Origin of the sequence: Pseudomonas sp. NPDC086251 (assembly GCF_044746405.1) — a bacterium.
In the GTDB taxonomy this organism is placed as follows: domain Bacteria; phylum Pseudomonadota; class Gammaproteobacteria; order Pseudomonadales; family Pseudomonadaceae; genus Aquipseudomonas.
In genome coordinates this window covers 1-2,081 of the sequence record NZ_JBIVBY010000029.1, presented here as the reverse complement: position 1 = coordinate 2,081, position 2,081 = coordinate 1, and the positions used below count along the sequence as shown (strand labels likewise).

Annotated in this window: 2 protein-coding genes; both read right to left on the bottom strand. The window is 57.1% G+C overall.

Annotated elements, in window-relative coordinates:
• Positions 1–1,260: F0F1 ATP synthase subunit beta (gene atpD / locus ACIPL2_RS26915; RefSeq protein WP_401361505.1), on the bottom strand; the 1,260-nt coding region annotated here is incomplete at its 3' end.
• Positions 1,261–1,287: 27 nt separating this feature from the next.
• On the bottom strand, positions 1,288–2,081 hold a 794-nt coding region (atpG, locus tag ACIPL2_RS26910; RefSeq protein ID WP_401361503.1), incomplete at its 5' end, for a F0F1 ATP synthase subunit gamma.

Genomic DNA, 2,081 nt, shown 5'->3' with positions numbered 1-2,081 from the left:
CAGGGAAACGTATTTACCCGAGGCACCGGTGAAGACTTCAGCCACGAAGAACGGCTGCGACAAGAAACGCTGGATCTTACGAGCACGGTTTACCAACTGCTTATCGGCTTCCGACAGCTCGTCCATACCCAGGATCGCAATGATGTCCTTCAGTTCTTTGTAACGTTGCAGAACATACTGTACGCCGCGAGCGGTGTCGTAGTGGTCCTGGCCGATTACGTTCGGGTCCAGCTGGCGCGAAGTCGAGTCGAGTGGATCGACCGCTGGGTAGATACCCAGGGAAGCGATGTCACGGGACAGAACGACGGTGGCGTCCAAGTGGGCGAAGGTGGTCGCTGGCGACGGGTCAGTCAAGTCATCCGCAGGTACGTATACCGCTTGGATCGAGGTGATCGAACCGTTTTTGGTCGAAGTGATACGCTCTTGCAGAGTACCCATCTCTTCGGCCAGGGTCGGCTGGTAACCTACTGCGGAAGGCATACGGCCCAGCAGTGCGGATACTTCAGTACCGGCCAGGGTGTAACGATAGATGTTGTCGACGAACAGCAGAACGTCGTTACCTTCGTCACGGAACTTCTCGGCCATGGTCAGGCCAGTCAGTGCTACGCGCAGACGGTTACCCGGCGGCTCGTTCATCTGACCGTAAACCAGTGCCACTTTGTCCAGAACGTTGGAATCCTTCATCTCGTGGTAGAAGTCGTTACCCTCACGAGTACGCTCACCCACACCGGCGAACACGGAATAACCGCTGTGCTCGATGGCGATGTTACGGATCAGTTCCATCATGTTTACGGTTTTGCCTACACCGGCACCACCGAACAGACCGACTTTACCACCCTTGGCGAACGGGCAAACCAGGTCGATAACCTTGATGCCGGTTTCCAGCAGGTCGTTGCCGCCCGCTTGTTCAGCGAAGGTTGGCGCAGGACGGTGAATGCCCCAGCGCTCTTCGGTGTCGATCGGGCCAGCTTCGTCGATCGGGTTGCCCAGTACGTCCATGATCCGGCCCAGCGTCGCTTTACCGACCGGTACGGAGATGGCTGCGCCAGAGTCCTTGACTTCCAGACCGCGCTTCAAGCCTTCGGTGGAACCCATCGCAATGGTACGAACCACGCCGTCGCCCAGCTGTTGCTGAACTTCCAGGGTGGTCCCTGCCGCGCTTTGTACCAACAGCGCGTTGTAGATGCTCGGTACGCTGTCGCGTGGAAATTCCACGTCGATAACGGCGCCGATGATTTGAACGATACGTCCGCTACTCATAGCTGGATCCTCTGAATATTTGAACCGTTAAACCGCGGCAGCGCCGCCGACGATTTCCGAGATCTCTTGGGTGATCGCAGCCTGACGCGCCTTGTTGTAGACCAGCTGCAAATCGCTGATCAAATCACCGGCGTTGTCGGTAGCGTTCTTCATCGCGATCATCCGCGCAGCTTGTTCAGCCGCGTTGTTCTCGACCACCGCCTGGTAGACCTGCGACTCCACGTAACGGACCATCAAGCCGTCAAGCAGCTCTTTGGCGTCCGGTTCGTACAGATAATCCCAGTGGTGCTTGAGTTCCTGATCCGGGGTTGCCACCAGCGGAATCAACTGCTCCACCTTAGGCTGTTGCGTCATGGTGTTGATGAACTTGTTGGACACCACGGACAGGCGATCAATACGGCCGTCCAGGTAGGCATCCAGCATCACCTTGACGCTGCCGATCAGGTCATTGATCGACGGCTCTTCACCCAGGTGGCTGATAGCTGCAACGACGTTACCGCCGAAGTTGCGGAAGAAAGCCGCACCCTTGCTACCGACCACACACAGATCGATCTCGACGCCGTTTTCGCGGTTTACCGCCATGTCCTTGACCAGGGCCTTGAACAGGTTGGTGTTCAAGCCACCACACAGACCACGGTCACTGCTCACCACGACATAACCGACACGCTTTACTTCGCGGTCAATCATGAAAGGGTGGCGATATTCCGGGTTGGCGTTGGCCAGATGGCCAATAACCTGGCGGATGCGCTCCGCATAAGGACGGCTAGCCGACATGCGCATTTGTGCCTTGCGCATTTTGCTGACCGCCACTTTTTCCATGG